This window comes from Streptomyces sp. NPDC052301 (assembly GCF_044593395.1).
In the GTDB taxonomy this organism is placed as follows: Bacteria; Actinomycetota; Actinomycetes; order Streptomycetales; family Streptomycetaceae; genus Streptomyces.
Genome location: NZ_JBIUBE010000007.1, coordinates 206903 through 224871 on the forward strand (window position 1 = coordinate 206903; position 17969 = coordinate 224871).

Annotated in this window: 17 protein-coding genes; 10 read left to right on the forward strand and 7 right to left on the reverse strand. The window is 71.9% G+C overall.

Features of this window, described 5'->3' with window-relative positions; translation table 11 throughout:
- Window positions 1-2 precede the first annotated feature (2 nt).
- Window positions 3-1178, reverse strand: coding sequence for a glycerophosphodiester phosphodiesterase (locus ACIHEJ_RS21470; RefSeq protein WP_400137996.1), 1176 nt, complete (start codon window positions 1176-1178; stop codon window positions 3-5).
- A 288-nt stretch (window positions 1179-1466) separates the two neighbouring features.
- On the opposite strand from ACIHEJ_RS21470, the gene ACIHEJ_RS21475 reads away from it, so the two are divergent.
- The gene (locus tag ACIHEJ_RS21475; RefSeq protein WP_400137998.1) at window positions 1467-2216 is read left to right on the forward strand and encodes a lysophospholipid acyltransferase family protein; all 750 of its coding nucleotides are present in this window, start codon (window positions 1467-1469) and stop codon (window positions 2214-2216) included.
- A gap of 125 nt (window positions 2217-2341) precedes the next feature.
- Entirely contained in the window at window positions 2342-3973 is a 1632-nt protein-coding gene (locus ACIHEJ_RS21480; RefSeq protein WP_400138001.1) for a multicopper oxidase family protein, read from the forward strand.
- Window positions 3974-3988: 15 nt separating this feature from the next.
- On the opposite strand, the gene ACIHEJ_RS21485 is transcribed toward ACIHEJ_RS21480, so the two are convergent.
- From ACIHEJ_RS21485 to argH, 4 genes are all read right to left on the reverse strand, one after another.
- Window positions 3989-5512 (reverse strand): MFS transporter, encoded by a 1524-nt coding sequence (locus tag ACIHEJ_RS21485; RefSeq protein ID WP_400138003.1) that lies wholly within the window; start codon window positions 5510-5512, stop codon window positions 3989-3991.
- The gene (locus ACIHEJ_RS21490) at window positions 5509-6060 is read right to left on the reverse strand and encodes a TetR/AcrR family transcriptional regulator (protein ID WP_400138006.1); all 552 of its coding nucleotides are present in this window, start codon (window positions 6058-6060) and stop codon (window positions 5509-5511) included. The genes ACIHEJ_RS21485 and ACIHEJ_RS21490 overlap by 4 nt, the downstream gene beginning before the upstream one ends.
- Window positions 6061-6143: 83 nt before the next feature.
- Window positions 6144-7115: an aldo/keto reductase gene (locus ACIHEJ_RS21495; protein WP_400138009.1), complete on the reverse strand. Its 972-nt coding sequence runs from the start codon at window positions 7113-7115 to the stop codon at window positions 6144-6146.
- Between the two features lie 199 nt (window positions 7116-7314).
- The gene (gene argH / locus ACIHEJ_RS21500) at window positions 7315-8748 is read right to left on the reverse strand and encodes an argininosuccinate lyase (protein ID WP_400138012.1); all 1434 of its coding nucleotides are present in this window, start codon (window positions 8746-8748) and stop codon (window positions 7315-7317) included.
- 225 nt (window positions 8749-8973) lie between these two features.
- On the opposite strand from argH, the gene ACIHEJ_RS21505 reads away from it, so the two are divergent.
- The gene (locus tag ACIHEJ_RS21505; protein ID WP_400138015.1) at window positions 8974-9561 is read left to right on the forward strand and encodes a pyridoxamine 5'-phosphate oxidase family protein; all 588 of its coding nucleotides are present in this window, start codon (window positions 8974-8976) and stop codon (window positions 9559-9561) included.
- 3 nt (window positions 9562-9564) lie between these two features.
- Complete coding sequence (locus ACIHEJ_RS21510) at window positions 9565-10269, forward strand: L,D-transpeptidase (RefSeq protein WP_400138018.1); 705 nt, start codon at window positions 9565-9567, stop codon at window positions 10267-10269.
- Here the strand turns inward: ACIHEJ_RS21510 and ACIHEJ_RS21515 are convergent.
- Both ACIHEJ_RS21515 and ACIHEJ_RS21520 read right to left on the reverse strand, forming a co-directional pair.
- Entirely contained in the window at window positions 10256-11755 is a 1500-nt protein-coding gene (locus ACIHEJ_RS21515) for a sensor histidine kinase (protein ID WP_400138020.1), read from the reverse strand. The genes ACIHEJ_RS21510 and ACIHEJ_RS21515 overlap by 14 nt on opposite strands.
- Window positions 11752-12492 carry a response regulator transcription factor gene (locus ACIHEJ_RS21520; protein WP_400138022.1) on the reverse strand — a complete coding sequence of 247 codons (741 nt, stop codon included), beginning with the start codon at window positions 12490-12492 and terminating at the stop codon, window positions 11752-11754. The genes ACIHEJ_RS21515 and ACIHEJ_RS21520 overlap by 4 nt, the downstream gene beginning before the upstream one ends.
- Window positions 12493-12689: 197 nt before the next feature.
- On the opposite strand from ACIHEJ_RS21520, the gene ACIHEJ_RS21525 reads away from it, so the two are divergent.
- The 6 genes from ACIHEJ_RS21525 to ACIHEJ_RS21550 all read left to right on the forward strand — a co-directional run bounded on the left by ACIHEJ_RS21525 (window position 12690) and on the right by ACIHEJ_RS21550 (window position 17918).
- Window positions 12690-14042 carry a ferric reductase-like transmembrane domain-containing protein gene (locus ACIHEJ_RS21525; protein ID WP_400138023.1) on the forward strand — a complete coding sequence of 451 codons (1353 nt, stop codon included), beginning with the start codon at window positions 12690-12692 and terminating at the stop codon, window positions 14040-14042.
- An 11-nt stretch (window positions 14043-14053) separates the two neighbouring features.
- On the forward strand, window positions 14054-14545 hold the full coding sequence (locus ACIHEJ_RS21530; protein WP_400138025.1) for an FMN-binding protein: 492 nt from the start codon (window positions 14054-14056) through the stop codon (window positions 14543-14545).
- A 59-nt stretch (window positions 14546-14604) separates the two neighbouring features.
- Entirely contained in the window at window positions 14605-15987 is a 1383-nt protein-coding gene (locus tag ACIHEJ_RS21535; RefSeq protein ID WP_400138027.1) for a ferric reductase-like transmembrane domain-containing protein, read from the forward strand.
- 24 nt (window positions 15988-16011) lie between these two features.
- Window positions 16012-16806: an FMN-binding protein gene (locus ACIHEJ_RS21540; protein ID WP_400138028.1), complete on the forward strand. Its 795-nt coding sequence runs from the start codon at window positions 16012-16014 to the stop codon at window positions 16804-16806.
- A 4-nt stretch (window positions 16807-16810) separates the two neighbouring features.
- The gene (locus ACIHEJ_RS21545; RefSeq protein WP_400138305.1) at window positions 16811-17602 is read left to right on the forward strand and encodes an FAD:protein FMN transferase; all 792 of its coding nucleotides are present in this window, start codon (window positions 16811-16813) and stop codon (window positions 17600-17602) included.
- Window positions 17603-17705: 103 nt separating this feature from the next.
- Window positions 17706-17918 carry a hypothetical protein gene (locus ACIHEJ_RS21550; protein ID WP_400138029.1) on the forward strand — a complete coding sequence of 71 codons (213 nt, stop codon included), beginning with the start codon at window positions 17706-17708 and terminating at the stop codon, window positions 17916-17918.
- The last annotated feature ends 51 nt before the right edge of the window (window positions 17919-17969 follow it).

Here is a 17969-nt window from a genome sequence, read left to right on the forward strand (position 1 = left end):
GCTCAGCCGGCCAGGAAGTCGGCGCGGGCGAGGACGCCGGTGTCGGCGTTGTCGGTGAAGACGCCGTCGATGCCGGTCGCGAAGTACGCCTTGAAGGCGCCGAAGGGGTCACCGTAGCCGTCGGCCGCGCCGCCCTTGCGGAACTCCGCCGGGAGGAAGGGGTTCTCGTTGCGCATGGTGTAGGGGTGCAGGACCAGGCCCACCTTGTGCGCGTCGGCGACCAGCGTGCTCGGCGTGCCCAGGGTGCCGTCCGCGTTCTTCGGGACGACCAGGTCGAGGGTCGGGCCGATGCCCTGTGCGTAGCCGGCGATCTCCCTGAGGCCCTTGGGTGTGATGAGGTCGGCGACCGTGCGCGGGTCGCCCGCCTCGACGAAGTCGTAGGGGCGGCTGTCGGCCGTGGAGAGCAGCACGACGAGCGGGTTGTCGACCAGCTGGTTGAGCTTCTGGATGCTGGTGGGCTCGAAGGACTGCAGGACGACCGGCGAGTTCCGGCCGTCCTTGCCGTACTTGCGCAGCAGCTTCGCCACCCGCTCCTCCAGGGCGAGGCCGCGCTTCCGGAAGTAGGTGGGGTGCTTGGTCTCGGGGTAGATCCAGACCTGCCTGCCGCGCTTGCGGGTCTGCTCGTCCTGCCACTTCAGGACCTCTTCGAAGGTGGGAATCTCCCAGCGTCCGTTGTAGAGGGTGTTGTGCGGCCGGTTGGCCGGGATGCGCTCGACGGCGCGGAGCGTCTTCAGCTCGGCGAGCGTGAAGTCCTCGGTGAACCAGCCGGTGGTCGACACCCCGTCCACGACCTTGGTGGTCCTGCGGCCCGCGAACTCCGGGTGGGAGGCGACGTCCGTGGTGCCGCCGATCTCCGGCTCGTGCCGGCAGACCAGATGGCCGTCCTTGGTGGGCACCAGGTCGCCCGCCTCGACGATGTCGGCGCCCAGGTCCAGGGCCAGGTCGTACGAGCCGAAGGTGTGCTCGGGGCGGTAGCCGCTGGCGCCGCGGTGGCCGATGATCGTCGGCACCGGCAGGCTCTTCAGCCCGCGTCCCCCGTGCCGGGCCGTGCGGGCCTCGGCGGCGGCGGCCGTGCCGGGCAGTCCGAGGACCGCTCCGCCCGCGCCGAGCATCGCGGCGCCGAGGATCGCCCGCCGTCCGGTGCCCTGTGTCTGCTCGTTCGCCTGGTCGCTGTGCATGCGCGCCCTCCTGCCGCCTGTGCCCTTCGGTGCGGCCGATCGTAGGGGCGTACACATGACCGAAGGGAGACCGCGGCCGGAACACCCGGGTGATGCCGTATGTCCGATGAGTGGCGGGAAGTGACGGCCCGTCGGTGTCGGCGGGAGCGGGGCGGGCATCCGGACGGGTGAGGGCTCACGCGAGTTCCGTCACATCGTCAGCGGCACGCCACGCGTGGACTCCGGCCCGTCACCGCAGGTAAACCCGTGTCAACAGTTCGTAAGACATCGGTGAACCGGGCGTACCCGATGTGCGTTCGCCCGGGGGCCGCGAGTAATGTCCTCACCTGCACAGACACATATCGCCCCTCGACATCGGAGGACCCGTTGTCCCGCTTCGCGCTCATCAAGGCAGTGCTCGGACCGATCATGCGCCTGATGTTCCGCCCACAGGTGGAGGGCGTGGAGAACATCCCCGGGGACGGCCCGGTGATCCTGGCCGGCAATCACCTCACGTTCATCGACTCGATCGTGCTGCCGATCGTCACCAAGCGGCAGGTGCTCTTCATCGGCAAGGACGAGTACGTCACCGGCAAGGGCGTCAAGGGCCGGCTGATGGCCTGGTTCTTCACCGGTGTCGGCATGATCCCGGTGGACAGGGACGGGGCGAACGGCGGTGTGGCCGCGCTGATGACAGGGCGCCGGGTCCTGGAGGAGGGCAAGGTCTTCGGGATCTACCCCGAGGGCACCCGGTCGCCCGACGGCCGGCTGTACCGCGGACGCACCGGCATCGCGCGGCTGACGCTGATGACCGGCGCGCCGGTGGTCCCCTTCGCGATGATCGGCACCGACAAGCTGCAGCCGGGGGGCCGGGGTATTCCGCGGCCCGGCCGGGTCACCGTGCGCTTCGGTGAGGCGATGGAGTTCTCGCGGTACGACGGCATGGACCGGGACCGCTATGTGCTGCGGGCCGTCACCGACTCCGTGATGGCCGAGGTCATGCGACTGTCGGGGCAGGAGTACGTGGACATGTACGCCACGAAGGCCAAGGCCGCCTGACACCTTCGGCCCGACGGGCGCGGCGACCCGCGTCCGTCCGCCTGCCGGTGGAATCTGTCGCCGACACATCCAGCATTCGGCCGAATTACCCGGCTGTATGACCGAGTGACATGTCTTATTTAGACATGTTCAAACCTTCTCGGCGTACCCTCCTCCGTACCCCGATCGCCGCCGTCGGCGCGGGACTCCTGGCTTCCTGCACCGGCTTCGGTTCAGAGCCCGACTCCGGACCCCAACATGTCCGTGACGAAGGAAAGTTCGTCCCGGACGGGCCCCGGGGGTACGTCAACCCCTCGGATCCGGAGGTCCTCGCCGCCGAGCGGAAACGGGGATCCGGTGCCGTACGCAGGTACAGGTTCACGGCCGCCGAGAGCACGCTGGACCTGGGCGGACGGTCCGTCCGGAGCTGGTCGTACAACGCGTCGCTGCCCGGCCCGCTGGTGCGGGCCACCGCCGGTGACCTCCTCGACCTCACCCTCGCCAACCGGCTGCCCACCACGACGACGCTGCACTCCCACGGGGTGCGGCTGCGCTGCGACATGGACGGCGTGCCGGACCTGACCCAGCGCGCCATCAGCCCCGGCGCCGAGTTCGGCTACCGCTTCACCGTCAAGCACCCGGGGACGTATCTGCTGCACTCCCACGTCGGCATGCAGCCCGACCGGGCCCTGTACGCGCCGCTCATCGTCGACGACCCCAAGGAGCCCCTCCGCTACGACCACGAGTGGGTCGTGGTCCTGGACGACTGGGTCGACGGCGTGAACGGCTCCACCCCCGAGGGAGTGCTGAGCCAGCTCAAGCCCGGCGGCGCCATGGACATGGGGGGCATGGCGATGGGGCCCGGCCACGGCAGCCCGACCCCCCACCACTCGGCGGGCGGGCACCCGTCGCCGTCCAAAAAGGCGAAGTCCACGGGGCCCTCCCGGGTGCTGCACAACTCCCACAGCCGCATGCTCCACGGCGAGGGCGGCAGCGTCGCCTACCCCTACTACCTGGCCAACGGGCGCCTGCCCGGCAGCCCTTCCGTGTTCCGGTGCCGTCCCGGCGACCGTGTCCGGGTGCGCATCATCAACGCCGGTTCGGAGACCGCCTTCCGGGTCGCGCTGGGCGGCCACAGCATGACGGTCACGCACACCGACGGCTACCCCGTCGAGCACCGGAGCACCGACGCCCTGCTCATCGGCATGGCCGAGCGCTACGACGTCCTCGTCACCGCCAAGGACGGCGTCTTCCCGCTCGTCGCCCTCGCCGAGGGAAAGGAGGGCCAGGCCCTCGCGCTGCTGCGCACCGACAAGGGGAAGAACGTCCCCGCGGCCGACGTCCGCCCGGACGAGCTCGACGGGGAGACCGTCCCGGCGCGGCGCCTCGTCCCGGCCGACTCCGTGGCCCTGCCGGACCGCCATCCCGACCGCGAGCTGCGCATCCGGGTCACCGGCACCATGAACAAGTACGACTGGGGATTCGACCACCAGCCCTACTCCGTGCGGCAGCGGCACCCGGTGCGCGCCGGGGAACGGGTGAAGCTCACCCTCATCAACGCCACCGACATGTGGCATCCGCTGCATCTGCACGGCCACACGTTCGCGATCGCCGGTCTGGACGGGGTGGGCGCGCGCAAGGACACCGCGATCGTGCTGCCGCACCGCAAGCTGGTGATCGAGTTCGACGCCGACAATCCGGGGCTGTGGATGCTGCACTGCCACAACCAGTACCACTCGGAGAGCGGGATGATGACAGTGCTCGGGTATCGGAGATGAGGGCCTGAACCTCGGCTACCCCGCGCTTTCCAGCCTCTGCCCCTTCAGCAGGAACCACGCCGCCGCCGCTGTCCCGAGCAGGACCACCGCGCCCGCGCCCGAGGCCAGGTGGAGGCCGTGGACGAAGGAGGTGCGGGCCGCCTCCAGCAGGGTCTGCGCGGTGTGCGGGGGCAGGTGGGCCGCTGCCTCCGCCGCCGCGCCCAGGGACTCGTGTGCCTGGGCGGGGGTGCCGGCCGGGCCGGTGAAGTCGCGGTAGGCGGCGGTCACGATCGAGCCCAGCAGAGCGATGCCCAGGGCCGCACCGAGTTCGTACGCCGTCTCGGAGACCGCCGAGGCGGCGCCCGCCTGGTCGCGGGGCACGCTGGAGAGGATCACGTCGGCGGTGACCGTGAAGGAGAAGCCCGCGCCGATGCCGACGACCAGGAGCGCGGCGCCGAGGAGCGGGTAACCCGTCGACTCGCTCAGGGTGGTCAGAACGGCCAGCGCCAGGCCCACCGCGGCCAGTCCGCCGGAGACCACCGCGCGGACCGAGAAGCGGCGGGCCGCGCCACCCGCGATCAGGCCGGCCGCGACCGCGCCGACGGCCGCGGGCAGCTCGGCCAGACCCGCCTCGAACGGGCGCCTGCCCTGGACGAGTTGAAGGTACTGGGAGAGGAAGAACACCAGACCGGACATGCCGAGCACGGTCAGCAGGTCGGCGAGGACCGCCCCGCTGAAGCCACGGCGCCGGAACAGCCGCATGTCCAGCAGCGGGGTGGGCATGGTGAGCTGACGGTGGACGAAGCCATGGATTGCCGCCGCGCCCAGCAGACCCGCGGCGAGCGTCGGCCAGGAGACCCCGTGGGTGGCGACCTCCTTGACCGCGTACACGACGCCGATCATGCCGACCAGCGACAGCAGGACGCTGAGCAGGTCCCAGGGGCCCGGGTTCGGGTTGCGGGACTCGGGCAGGGTACGGATGCCGACCAGGACCAGCACGGCCATCACCGGCAGGTTGATCAGGAAGACCGAGCCCCACCAGAAGTGCTCGAGCAGGAAGCCGCCGACGATCGGGCCGACGGCCGTACCGGCGGACGCGGTGGCACCCCAGATGCCGACGGCGAGGCTGCGCTCGCGCGGGTCGTGGAAGATGTTGCGGATCAGGGCGAGGGTGGCCGGCATCAGGGTCGCGCCGGCGACACCGAGCAGCGCCCGCGCCAGGATCATCAGCCCGGGTGTCGTCGCGTAGGCGTTGAGCACGGAGATCGCGCCGAACGCCGTCGCGCCGACGAGCAGGATCCGCTTGCGGCCGATGCGGTCGCCGAGGCTGCCCATGGAGACCAGCAGACCGGCGATGACGAAGGAGTAGACGTCACCGATCCACAGGAGCTGGGTGCCGGAGGGGTCGAGGTCCTCGCTGATGTAGGGGGTCGCCAGGCCGAGCACGGTGGCGTCGACGGCCACCAGCAGCACGGCCAGGACGAGGACGGACAGCGCGAGCCAGCGGCCCGGGCGCTTCACCGCCTCGGTCGCGGGTGCCGGCTGCAGGGTGCTGGTCATGATTCCTCTCTTCGGAGCGCGCCGCCGAGCAGCAGCTCGGCGACCATGGTCGGGAAGTCCCGGGAGGCCACGCGGCCGTCCAGGGTGGCCCAGGCACAGGAGGCGATGAGCCCGTACAGCGCCTCGGTGAGCCAGACGGGAGTGAGGTCGATGCGCAGTTCACCGCTCTGCTGCCCACGCTGGAAGAGCGCGCCGATCTGGGCGTCCAGCCGCTGCCAGCCGTCGTCCTGCCGGTCGGTCTCCCACAGCTGGCTCTCGCCGTACAGGAAGGCGAGCAGCCCCGCGGCGGGCTGGATCTCCCGCACGAGTCTGCGTACGGCCTCGCTCGCGGAGCCCTCGTCGAGCCGGGCCCGGTCCAGCGCCGCCTCGCACTCGGCGATGCCGAGCGACTCCAGCGCGCGGACGAGCGCGTCACGGCCGGCGAAGTGCCGGTGCAGCGTGGCGCGGCTGATCCCGGCGGCCTTGGCGACCTCGTCCATCGTCGCGGTGGGCTTACGGGTCAGCAGGGCGGCCGCGCTGCGCAGCACCTGGTCACGATCGAGGGCCATGAGACAAGGGTAACCCACATGAGACATCTTTGTCTCATCTTGAGCATGCGTGACTCAACGCTGCTGGTCACCGCGGTGACGGCTCAGTGCCAGGGCAGCTCCCCGCGCCGCTCCCAGTAGGCGCGCGGGTCCTCGACCAGGGTGGCGAGGCGGGTCAGCTGGTCCTCGTCGAGGTCGACGGCGGGGGCGTGCAGGTTGGAGCCGAGCTGGGTGACGGTCGCGGCGCCGGAGAGGACGACGCCCACCCAGGGCCGGCACAGGATCAGCGCGAGGGCGACGGCGTCGCAGCCGAGGGAGGTCTCCTCGGCCACGGCCTTCAGTACGTCCGGGGCGGCCGGCGCCGCGAGCCGGCCGTTGGCCATGCCCTCCTTGACGATCACGGTGAGCCCGGCGTCGTGCGCCTCGGCGAGAGCGGCTCCGGCCGAGGTCTCCAGCGCGTTGTACGTCGACTGGACGGTACGGAAGAGGGGCTCGCCGTCGACGGTCACCTCGAGGGCGGCGCGGATGGCGTCGGCCTGGGCGGGACCGCTGGTGGAGAAGCCGACGGTCAGGCCCTGGGCGGCGGCCTCGGCGAGCCTGGAGTGCAGTTCCTTGTCGGTGAGCGCGGGGCTGTCCGGGGTCACCGAGTGGATCTGGTAGAGGTCGAGCCGGTCGCCGAGCAGCGCGTCGGTCTCGGCGCGCTGCCGCTCGTACGTGGCGAGACTGTGGTCCTTGACCTCGTGCTGGGCGGCGTCGGTGGACCAGCCTGCGGTGTAGGTGTAGCCCCACTTGCTGCCGACGACCACGTCGTCGATGTCGGGACGGGCGTTCAGCCAGTCGGCGAGGAACTCCTCCGAACGCCCGTAGGAGCGGGCCACGTCGAAGTAGCGCACCCCCTGGGCGTACGCGGCGTCGAGGAGGTCGTGGGTGCGGGTGCGCAGCGATTCCGCGCTGCGGTTCTCGCCGAGGTCCCTGTCGCGGCCGAGGTTGATGTAACCGGGGCGGCCGACGGCGGCGAGGCCCAGCCCGATGTGGCAGGTGGGGGTCGTCGCTGAGGCCAGTCGGGCGAAGGGCATCACGGGCTCCGTTCGGTCGGCTCCGGTGGGGCTTGCGACCAACCTAACCCGCGATGACCTTCGGGTCCGTCCGAGAACTCGGTGCGTCCGGTGCTTGGTCGAGTGCGGAGGCACTGTGGTTGACCCCGCCCCCGCGGCGCAGCCGCACCTCGACACGGCCCCGCGCCTCTTCCGGGGCGCGGGGCTCAGGGGCGCCGGGTCAGCTCTTCTTCCTGGCGTCCGCCCATGCGTGCTGGGCCGCCACGTCGGCCTTGACCTCCGCCAGCTGGACGGCGACCGCGCTCGGGGCCGTGCCGCCGCGGCCGTTGCGGGAGGCCAGGGCGCCCGGGACGTTGAGGACCGTCCGCACCTGCGGCGTCAGGTGCGCGGAGATCTTCGCGAACTGCTCGTCCGTGAGCTCGTCCAGTTCCTTGCCCTCGGACTCGGCGGCCTTCACGCACTCGCCGGCGACCTCGTGCGCGACCCGGAACGGGACGCCCTGCTTGACCAGCCACTCGGCGATGTCGGTGGCGAGCGAGAAGCCGGCCGGGGCCAGTTCCTCCATGCGCTCGCGGTGGACGGTGAGGGTGGCGATCATGCCGGTGAAGGCGGGGAGCAGGATCTCCAGCTGGTCACAGGAGTCGAAGACCGGCTCCTTGTCCTCCTGCAGGTCGCGGTTGTAGGCGAGGGGCAGAGCCTTGAGGGTGGCCATCAGCCCGGTGAGATTGCCGATCAGGCGGCCGGACTTGCCGCGCGCCAGCTCGGCGATGTCCGGGTTCTTCTTCTGCGGCATGATCGACGAACCCGTGGAGAACGCGTCGTGCAGGGTGACGAAGGAGAACTCCTTCGTGTTCCAGATGATGATCTCCTCGGCGATCCGGGAGAGGTTCACGCCGATCATCGCGGTGATGAAGGTGAACTCGGCGACGAAGTCGCGGGAGGCCGTGCCGTCGATGGAGTTGCCGACGCTGCCGTGCTCGAAACCCAGGTCCTGCGCCACCGCCTCCGGGTCCAGGCCGAGCGAGGAGCCGGCGAGGGCGCCGGAACCGTACGGCGACACGGCCGTGCGCTCGTCCCACTGCCGCAGCCGCTCGGCGTCCCGGGACAGGGACTGGACGTGGGCGAGGACGTGGTGGGCGAAGAGGACCGGCTGGGCGTGCTGCAGGTGGGTGCGGCCGGGCATCGCGACGTCCGGGTGCGCCTCCGCGAGACCGACGAGGGCGTCCTGGAGGTCGGCGATCAGACCGCCGATCGTCCGGGCGTGGTCGCGCAGGTACATCCGGAAGAGGGTGGCCACCTGGTCGTTCCGCGACCGGCCGGCGCGCAGTTTGCCCCCGAGGTCGGGGCCGAGGCGCTCCAGCAGGCCGCGCTCCAGGGCGGTGTGCACGTCCTCGTCGGCGATCGTGCCCACGAACACGCCCGAGGCCACGTCGGCCTCGAGCTGGTCGAGCCCGGCGATCATGCGCTGCAGCTCGTCCTCGGTGAGGAGGCCGGCCTTGTTCAGGACGCGGGCATGGGCACGCGAACCGGCGATGTCGTACGGCGCGAGCCGCCAGTCGAAGTGGACGGAGGCGGACAGCTTCGCCAGGGCCTCGGCGGGACCGTCGGCGAAACGGGCGCCCCAGAGCCGTACGTCACCGCTGTTGCTGCTCACTTGCGCTGCTCCTCGATAAGGGGTGTGGATGGACGAACCGTACTCAGGCCGGGTCCCGCTCGGCCGCGATCTGCGACGACGGGCGGTGCAGGTCGCCCGCGCCGTGCTGCACCACTCTCATGCATGAGTATGCAGAGCTATGCATGATTCGTCAATCCATCGATCCGCGGATCGGGTCGGGCGAACTCCTTAGACAGGCGAACGAAGTGCGCCGATAATGCGGCCATGGGAAAGACCTATGAGCGCATCGACGGCAGGCTCCGGACGTTCATCGAGGAACAGCCCCTCTTCTTCACCGCGACCGCCCCGCTCCGCGGCGACGGCACGGTCAACCTCTCCCCCAAGGGCCTCAAGGGCTCCTTCGCCGTACTGGACGAGCTCACCGTGGCCTACCTGGACTTCGCCGGGTCCAACGCCGAGACCATCGCGCACCTGCGCGAGAACGGGCGGATCACGCTGATGTGGTGCGCCTTCCAGGGCCCGCCCAACATCGTGCGCGTCCACGGGCGGGGCGAGCCGGTGTTCCGTGACGACCCCCGGTTCCCGGAACTGCTCGCGCGTTTCCCGGACATCGACCACACCGCCCACGGCCTGCGCGCGATCATCGTCGTGCACGCCGAACTGGTACGCGACACCTGCGGCTACGCCGTCCCCCGCATGGCGTACGAGGACGACCGCGACCTGCACGGCAAGCGCTTCGCCCGCGAGGACGACGCCTCGCTGAGCGCGTACTTCACCAAGAAGGAGCACGTCGCGACGAGCCTGGACGGACTACCCGGGCTGCCGTTGCCGCTGCCGCCGTCTACCGTCTGAGCCATGCGCCCCGGTTTCGTACTCGCCCTCGTGTCCGCGTCCTCGCTCGCCCTGCTCGGTCTCCGGCCGGGCGCCGCGTCCGTGCCGCTGCCCGCGCAGTTGGCCGACACGGGCGGCGGCAGCCAGCTGATCACCGCTCAGGCCCCGAGCACCGGCTCCACCTCGGGCACGCTCGCGTGGTGGGACCTGAAGGACGGTCAGTGGGTGCAGGCCGGTACCGCACCGGCCCGCTTCGGGGCGAACGGACTGGTGGAGGGCGCCTCGCGGCAGCAGGGCACGAAGACGACACCGACCGGGCTGTACGACCTCCCCTTCGGTTTCGGGACCAAGCCCGCGCCGGAGGGGACGACCGTGCCGTACCGGCCGGTGAAGGACGACTCCTGGTGGTGCCAGGACAACGACTCACAGTCGTACAACCGGTGGGTCGAGCCGCTGCCGGCCGACTGCCGCGCCTCCGAGTCCGAGCACCTGAACGCCTATGCGACGCAGTACGCGTACGCACTCGTCATCGGCTTCAACTACGACCGGCCCGTGAAGGGCCGCGGCGCCGGCATCTTCCTCCATGTCAACGGGAGCGGTGCCACCGCCGGCTGTGTCTCGGTGCCGGAGGACGCGATGGAGCGGATCCTGCGGTGGGCGGAGCCCGGGAAACGGCCGCATGTCGCCATCGGGACCGTGGACGGAGCCACGGCTCTCACCCGGTACTGACGCCGGGCGCCGGCAGACGCACCGTGAAGGTCGTGGACCCCGGTGCGCTCTCCAGCCCCACCGTCCCCCCGTGCGCCTCCACCACCGCCGCCACGATCGACAGGCCCAGGCCCGCCCCGCCGCCGGGAGCATCCGCCCGGCGGCGGTGCTCCGCTCGGGTGAAGCGCTCGAAGACGTCGGGCTGGACGGCTTCGGGCACGCCGGGGCCGTCGTCGTGGACGGAGAGGAGAGCCATGTCGGTGCCGGTCTCCAAGGTGACGGTGACCTTCGTGCCCACGGGTGTGTGCACACGCGCGTTGGCCAACAGGTTGGCCAGCACCTGGTGGAGGCGGTGGGTGTCGCCCGTGACCGTCACCGGGTCCTCCGGCAGGTCCAGCGTCCAGCGGTGCTCCGGACCCGCGGCCCGGGCGTCGGTGACGGCGTCCAGGACCAGGTGGGTCAGGTCCACCGGGTGGCGCTCCAGCGGGCGGCCCGCGTCCAGGCGGGCGAGCAGCAGCAGGTCGTCCACCATCTCGCCCATCCGGGAGGACTCCGCGGTGATGCGCTCCAGGGCCCGGGTGACCTCGGGCGGCACCGGCCCGGGGTGCAGCAGGGCCAGTTCGGCGTGCCCGCGCACCGAGGCGACCGGGGTGCGCAGCTCATGGCTGGCGTCGGCGGCGAACCGGCGCAGCCGCTCCTCGCCGGCGTGCCGCTTGGTCAGGGCGTCCTCGACATGGCCCAGCATCCGGTTGAAGGCCCCGGCCACCTGGCCGACCTCGCTGTGCGGGTCGCTGTCCGGGGCCCGGGGCGGCAGCGCCACCTCCCCGCTGGCCAGCGGCAGTTCGCTGACCCGGGTCGCGGTGGCGGCGACCCGGCTGAGCGGCCGCAGCGACCAGCGCACCCAGAACGCCCCGGCCACGCCGGTCGCCACCAGCGCCAGGCCGAAGACGGCCCCGGCGACCAGCTCCAGCCGGTGGACCGTGGCCTCGACCGGCTCCAGCGGGAGGCCGACGATCAGCACGTCCCCGTCCCGGCCCGCGGAGGCGACGACCCGGTAGTCGTGCAGGGCGGAGAGCTCGACGGTGTGGGCCCGGCCGTCGACCGGCACCTCGGCCAGCCGCCCCGCGTCCTGTGCGGTGAGGGTGACGGCCAGGTCGGCGGACGGGTCGCCGCTGCGGATCAGGCCCTTGTTGGTGACCGTGCCGTCCAGCAGCCGGGCGCCGAAGGTGCCGGTGGCCATTCGGCGGGTGTCGCCGTGCTCGTCGCCGTCGTGATCGTCCGGCAGCAGGCCCTTGTGCTCCAGGCTCTCCGGGAACCGGGTGCCGACCTGGGCGAGCTGTTCGTCCAGGCGCTGGGTGAGGAAGCCGTTCAGCTCGACGACGGCGGCCAGGCCGACGGCCGCGCAGCTCACCGCCAGCAACACCACCAGACCGACGGTGAGCCGGGCGCGCAGGGTGCGGGGGCGGGGCAGCCGGCGCGGACACGGGAAGCCGGTCGGGCGGCTCACCGGGTCACCGGCTTGAGTACGTAGCCCGCCCCGCGCACGGTGTGGATCATCGGCTCGCGGCCCGCGTCGACCTTCTTGCGCAGGTAGGAGATGTACAGCTCGACGACATGGGCCCGGCCGCCGAAGTCGTAGGACCACACCCGGTCGAGGATCTGGGCCTTGCTGAGCACGCGGCGCGGGTTGCGCATGAGGAAGCGGAGGAGTTCGAACTCGGTCGGGGAGAGCTCGATCAGCTCGCGCGACCGGGTGACCTCACGGGCCTCCTCGTCCATCACCAGGTCGCCCACGACCAGCCGCGGCCCCTCCTCCGACTGCCGGGCCATGCCCGCGCGGCGCAGCAGGCCGCGCAGCCGGGCGACGACCTCCTCCAGACTGAAGGGCTTGGTGACGTAGTCGTCGCCGCCCGCCGTGATGCCGGCGATCCGGTCCTCGACGGCGTCCCGGGCCGTGAGGAAGAGCACGCACACGTCGGGCTTCACCTCGTGCAGCCGGCGCAGCACGGCGAAGCCGTCGGTGTCCGGGAGCATCACGTCCAGCACGACGGCGTCGGGCAGCAGCTCGCGCGCGGCGGTGAGGGCGGTGGCGCCGTCGGCCGCCGCGCGGACCTCCCAGCCCTCGTAGCGCAGGGCACCGGTGAGCACCTCCGCGAGGTCGGGGTCGTCGTCGACGACGAGGACGCGCAGCGGGGTGCCGTCGGGCCGGGTGACGGCCGGGCGGCCGGAACGAGTGGTGTTCATCGCGCCTACCAGCATCGCTCGTGCGCCGGGCGGCCGGTGCTCCCGGCGGCTGTGAGTTTCCTCTGAGTGGTGCCGCGGGTCGTGAGAGGAGTCTGAGAACACCTTCTGAGTCCGCTCTGGAGACGCCCTTCTCAGAGGTCGCTCAGAGTTTCGGCCCGCACAGTGGCCTGGCACGACGGACGAAGGGAACGGTACTGATGACCACCGTGGAGACGAGGGGGACGGCCCCGCCCCTGCCCGTGACCGCACGGCGCTTCCCCGCGGACGCCGTGCCGGCCGTGCTGTGGGCCGGGGCGGCGGCCGTGGTCGCGCTGTGGTGGGCGGACACCGGGTCCGTGGTCGGTACGGCGGGCTGGCTGACCGGCGCCGGGCGGATCGCGGGGCTGCTGTGCGGGTACGCCTGCGCGGTGCTCGTCGGCCTGATGGCGCGGGTGCCACTGCTGGAGACCCGGGTCGGCTCGGACCGGGTGGCCCGCTGGCACGCGATGGCCGGCCGGTACACGCTCTGCCTGCTCGTCGCGCACATCGTGCTGATCCTCACCGGGTACGCGGCGCAGGACCGGACCTCGCTGTGGCACGAGGCGGTCACCGTCGTGCTGGACTACCCGGACATGCTCAAGGCCACCGCCGGCACGGTGATCCTCTTCGCCGTCGGCATCACCTCGGCCCGGGCCGCGCGCCGCCGCACGAGCTACGAGTTCTGGTACTACGTCCATCTGCTGACGTACGCCGCGGTCTTCCTGGCCTTCTTCCACCAGCTGACACTGGGCGACGAGTTCAACGGCAAGCCGGTCGCGACCGGCGTCTGGTACGCGCTGTACCTGGGGGTCGCGGCCCTGGTGCTCTGGTACCGGGTCCTCGTTCCTGTGCGGCTCAACAGGCGGCACCGGCTGCGGGTGGAGTCGGTGCACAAGGAGGCGCCGGACGTGTACTCGGTCGTCCTGCGCGGGCGGCACCTGGACGAGCTGGGGGCGCGGCCCGGGCAGTTCTTCCGCTGGCGCTTCCTCGGCGAGGGCATGGGCTGGGCGTCGACGCCCTACTCGCTGTCCGCGCCACCGCGGCCGGACCTGCTGCGGATCACGGTCAAGGCGCTCGGCGACCACAGCACGGCCGTCGCCCTGCTCAGGCCCGGCACCCGGGTGTGGGCGGAGGGTCCCTACGGCTCCCTGACCGCAGACCGGGCCACCAGCCACCACGCGCTGCTGATCGCGGCCGGTGTCGGCGTCACCCCGCTGCGGGCACTGTTCGAGACGCTGCCCGGCGAGGTCACCCTGCTGTACCGGGCGCGTTCCGCCGAGGACCTGGCGCTGGGCGGTGAGCTGGAGGCGATCGCCCGCCGGCGGGGCGGGCAGGTGCTGTACGCGCTGAACGGGCCGGGCGGCGAACGCCCGAGCATCACGGCTCAGTCGCTGCGCGCCACCTTCCCGGGCCTGGCCGGCCACGACGTCTACGTCTGCGGTCCGCACGGCTTCGCGCAGGACGTGTACGCGGCGCTGAGGGCGGCCGGGGTGCCGGACCGCCGTATCCACCACGAGTCGTTCGAGCTGTGAGGCAGGACCTGATGCACGCCCTGAGGAAGAACCGCCCCCTGCGCCGGATCGTGCTGGCGAGCGCCGCCACCGTCTCCGGGATGGTGCTGCTGCTGTCGCTGAAGCCGCACGCCGCCCCCACGCTGGCCTCGGCGAGCGGCAAGTCGCCTTCTGTGTCGAGCAGTTCGGCACCATCCTCCGGCGGATCCAGCTCGACGGGCGGCGCCGGCCCGGGGACGGGTACCGGCAGCAGGACGGTCACCGGGGACACCGTCCAGACCCGCTGGGGCCCGGTCCAGGTGCGGGTGACCATCAAGGGCGGCACGCTCACCGACGTGACGGCCGTCGACTACCCGCAGGACAACCCGCGCGACCAGGAGATCAACAGCTACGCCCTGCCCCAGCTGCGGCGCGAGGCGCTCGCGGCGCAGAGCGCACGGATAGACACCGTGTCGGGAGCGACGTACACCAGTGGCGGTTACCGCCAGTCACTCCAGTCCGCGCTGGACTCGGCGGGGCTCTGAACACTCGGCCGACGCGGCACGTATCTGTGGGCCAACGGACAAGTGCCCACGGAGGAACCGTGTCCACCACGCTCGCAGGCGGACGTGCCGCCCGCCGACAGACGATGCGCCGCATCCGCCCGCGCCGCTCCCCGGCCGTCCCGCTGCTGCTCGCCGTCTGGGCGGGCGCGGCGGCCGTGCTGTGGCTGTGGTGGCACAACACCCCGTCCATCGCCGACGACAACGGCAGGATCCTCAACGCGGGCCGGATCACCGGTCTGCTGGCCGGCTACCTGATGGCGCTGGTCGTGCTCCAGATGGCACGGGTGCCGGCGCTGGAGCGGCGGGTCGGCTCGGACCGGGTGGCCCGCTGGCACGCGATGAGCGGCCGGTACACGCTCTGCCTGATCGTGGCGCACGTCTTCCTCACCATGTGGGGGTACGCGCTCCAGGCGGGCAAGTCGCTCGGCGACATCGTCCAGCAGACCGTCGACTCCGTCGACCAGCTGCCGGACATGGGCAAGGCCGCCATCGGCATGGGCCTGTTCGTGGTCATCGGGCTGACGTCGGTGGGCCCGGTCCGCCGCCGGCTGCCGTACGACGCCTGGTACCACGTGCACCTGCTGACGTACGCGGCGGTGTTCCTGACGTTCTGGCACCAGATCACCACCGGCAACGACTTCGCGGTCGAACCCGCCGCCAAGACCTTCTGGTACGGCCTGTACGGCGTGGTCACCGCGCTCGTGGTCTGGTACCGGATCCTCGCCCCGATCCGGCTGAACCTCAAGCACCGGATGCGCGTCGAGGCGGTGATCGAGGAGACGCCGGGCATCGTGTCGGTGCTGATCGGCGGACGGAAGCTGCACCGGATGGGTGCCGAGGCGGGACAGTTCTTCCGCTGGCGGTTCCTCGCCCCGGGGATGCGGTTCAGCTCGCACCCGTACTCGCTGTCGGCGGCGCCCCGCCCGGACATGCTGCGGATCACGGTGAAGGCGATCGGCGACCACAGCGCCCGGCTGCGCGAGCTGACGCCCGGCACCAAGGTGTGGGCCGAGGGCCCCTACGGCGCGCTCACCGCGCAGCGCCGCAGCCGGGGCAAGGTGCTGCTGGTCGCGGGCGGGGTCGGCATCACGCCGATGCGGGCGCTGTTCGAGACGCTGCCGGGCGCGGCCGGGGACATCACCCTGCTCTACCGGGCCAACACGACGCAGGACCTGGCGCTGTGGGACGAGCTGTCGAAGATCGCCGACGAGCGGGGCGCCCGGCTGATGTACGCGGTCAACAGCCCGGAGGGTGAGCGGCCGGACATCTCCGCGGAGAACCTCGAGCGGAAGATCCCGGACATCGACCGGCACGACGTCTTCATGTGCGGCCCGCCCGGGTTCGCGCAGTCGGTGTACGAGGCACTGCGCGGCGCGGGGGTCCCCGCCCGCCGCATCCATCACGAGTCGTTCGAGATGTGAGCGGCAGCTAGGAGCTAGGGAAAGATGAGGAAGAGCCACCCCGTTCGGCGGGTCGTGCTGGCCACGGCGGCGACGGTGTCCGGTGTCGTGCTGCTGCTCTCGCTGAAGCCCGCGTCGGACCCGGCGTCCGCGTCGGCGGTGGGCGCGGCCCCGCAGCAGACCGCGGCGGGACAGAAGTCCCCGCAGGGCGGCGCGCAGGCCGCCGCGGGCTCCGGCACGGTCACCGGTGACGCGACGCAGACGCAGTACGGGACCGTGCAGGTACGGCTGACCGTCGCGGACGGGAAGATCACCAAGGCGGAGGCGGTGCAGGCACCCAAGGGCGGCCTCAGCGACCAGAAGACGGCGCTCGCCGTGCCCAAGCTCAACCAGGAGGCGGTGGCCGCGCAGAGCGCGGGGATCGACGCGGTGTCGGGGGCGACGTACACGAGCGACGGCTACAAGAAGTCGCTGCAGTCGGCACTGGACAAGGTGAAGTCGGCGTCGTCGGCCGGGTCGGCCGCGGGATCGTCGGGGCCGTCCGCCGGGTCGTCGGGGTCCGCTCGGGCGCGTACCGTCACCGGGAAGGTCGCACAGACCCAGTACGGACCGGTCCAGGTGCGGATCACCGTCAGCGGCGGAAAGATCACTCAGGCGGCGGCGGTCCAGGCACCCAAGGGCGGCCTCAGCGACCAGAAGACGGCGCTGGCCGTGCCCAAGCTCAACCAGGAGGCGGTGGCGGCCGGGAACGCGAACATCGACGCCGTCTCCGGCGCCACCTACACCAGCACCGGCTACCGGCAGTCGCTGCAGTCGGCGCTGGACCAGGCCGGTGGCTGAGACGGTGGCCGAACCGGCTGAGGCTCCCGCCGCGGTGCGCCATGCGGAGGAGGTCATGGGGACCGTCTTCTCCTTCGATGTCCGCGGCGGGGAACCCGGTGCCGTACGGGCGGCGCTCGCCGAGGCCGTCGCCGGCCTGCACCGGGTGGACGCGCTGTTCAGCACCTACCGCGAGGACAGCGAGGTGTCCCGGCTGGCCCGGGGCGAGCTGACCGTGGACCGGTGCGCTCCCGAGGTGGCCGAGGTGCTGGAGCTGGCGGCCGAGGCGGAGCGGGTGAGCGACGGATGGTTCAGCGCCCGTTACCGGGGTTCGCCGGATCCCACCGGCATCGTCAAGGGCTGGTCGGCCGAGCGGGCGGCACGGCTGCTGACGGAGGTGCCCGGGGTCTGCGGGGTCAGCGTGAACGGCGGCGGGGACGTGCAGATGCTGGGCGCGCCGGAGCCGCAGCGGGCGTGGCGCGTCGGCGTCGCGGACCCGTTGCGCCCGGGCGGGCTGGCCGCGGTGATCTCGGCGGCGGGAGTGGACGAGCTGTCGGTGGCGACGTCCGGCACGGCGGAGCGCGGGGCGCACATCGTGGATCCGCGCACCGGGAGGCCGGCGGTGACGGACCTGGTGTCGGTCACGGTGGTGGGGCCGCGGCTGACGTGGGTGGACTGCTGGGCCACGGCCGCGTTCGCGATGGGTTCACGGGCGGGACTCGCCTGGCTGGAGTCGCTGCCCGGCGTGGAGGCCCTGCTGATCACGGCCGGGGACGAGGTGCGGTGCACCGGGGGGCTGGCCTCGCGATTGGGTTGAAACCGCAATGATTGGGTTGAAAGCGGAATTTTTTTCCGGGAAAAGCCATCCGAGTTCCCCCCTGGGACGTATCTCAAGTGCGCCAAGTTTCAGGAGGAACGCGATGGCCATCTTCACCAGTCTGTTCCCCGCCATGCGCCGGGACCACGGCGATGACTCGTCGGGGCATGACTTCTCGGGGCACGGTCACGACCACGGCGACCACGGTCACGGTCACGGCGGTCACGGTCACGGTCACGGCGACCACGGCCACGGCGGCCACGGCCACGGCGGTCACGGTGGCCACGGCGGCCACGGCGGCCACGGCGGCTACTGATCACCCATGAGGCCGGGCGGACCAGGGGCCGGAGGACCCGGTCCGCTCGGC